The following is a 1,244-nucleotide window of genomic DNA, read 5'->3' as shown; positions in this document are numbered from 1 at the left end:
GCGGACGTGGACCTGCCGTACGGGGTGACCGCGGTCGACATCATCGAGCGGCGCGACCGTCTCGCGTCCGGCCTGCGTCGCCCGATGGGCTGCGTGTGGCCCGAACCCGCGCACGACCAGCACGCCGGACGACTCGTGTTGTGGGTCGGCGATCAGGACATGTCGCAGGCCAAGCCCGCGGTGTGGCCGCTCTCCAAGACCGGTACGACGTCGTTGTTCACGCCGATCCCGTTCGGCGCGGACCAGCGCGGGCGCACGATCGCGTTCACGCTGATGTTCGCGAACCTCCTCATTGGTGCGATGCCGCGGTTCGGGAAGACGTTCGCGCTCCGGGTGGTGTTGCTCGCCGCCGCGTTGGACGTGCTCGCCGAGCTGCACGTGTTCGAACTCAAGGGCACCGGCGACCTGTCCGCGCTGGAAAAAGTCGCCCACACCTACGGGTCCGGACCCGACGACGAAACCCTCGAACAGTGCGTGGAGAACCTGCGGTACGTGTACAAGGAGCTTGAGCGCCGCGCGAAGGTGATCCGCGGATTGCCGAAGGACGTGTGCCCGGAGAACAAGGTCACGCCCGAACTGTCCGCCCGCAAGTCGCTCCGGCTGCACCCGCTTGTGTTCGCCATCGACGAGTGCCAAGAGCTGTTCTCCCACCCGAAGTTAGGTGCGGAAGCCGAGACTCTGTCCGTGGCGATCATCAAGCGCGGACCCGCGCTCGGCGTCATGCTCGTGCTCGCCACGCAGCGCCCGGACAAGGACTCGCTGCCGACGGGTGTGTCGGCGAACGTCGGGATCCGGTTCTGCCTGCGGGTCATGGGCCAGACCGAGAACGACATGGTGTTGGGGACGTCGGCGTACAAGAACGGTCTGCGCGCGACGACGTTCACCGCGAACGACAAGGGCATCGGCTACCTGGTGGGTCACGCCACCGAAGCGCAGATCACCCGCTCGTTCTACATCGACGGACCCGCGGCCGAGAAGATCTGCGACCGCGCCCGCGCCGCGCGCATCACCGCCGGAACCCTGGCCGGGCACGCCGTCGGCGAGAGCACCGACATCGACCGCGCACCGGCTCACGACCTGCTCGCCGACGTGCTCGCGGTCGTGGGACCGGGCGAGGCGAAGGTGTGGAACGAGATCGTGGTCGACCGTCTCGCCGAGCTGCGACCGGACGTCTACGGGCCGTGGGCCACGCTCGACAGCAAGGCCAAGCCGGCGCAACTGACCACCGCGCTCAAGCCGTTCGG

Annotated in this window: 1 pseudogene; it reads left to right on the top strand. The window is 68.2% G+C overall.

Going from position 1 to position 1,244, the window contains the following annotated elements:
• Positions 1-6: 6 nt before the first annotated feature.
• Positions 7-1,244: pseudogene (locus tag GT354_RS24910) on the top strand (cell division protein FtsK); the annotation flags it as partial.

This window comes from Streptomyces sp. SID3343, assembly GCF_009865215.1.
Taxonomy (GTDB): Bacteria; Actinomycetota; Actinomycetes; order Streptomycetales; family Streptomycetaceae; genus Embleya.
This window is presented reverse-complemented; position numbering and strand designations above follow the sequence as displayed.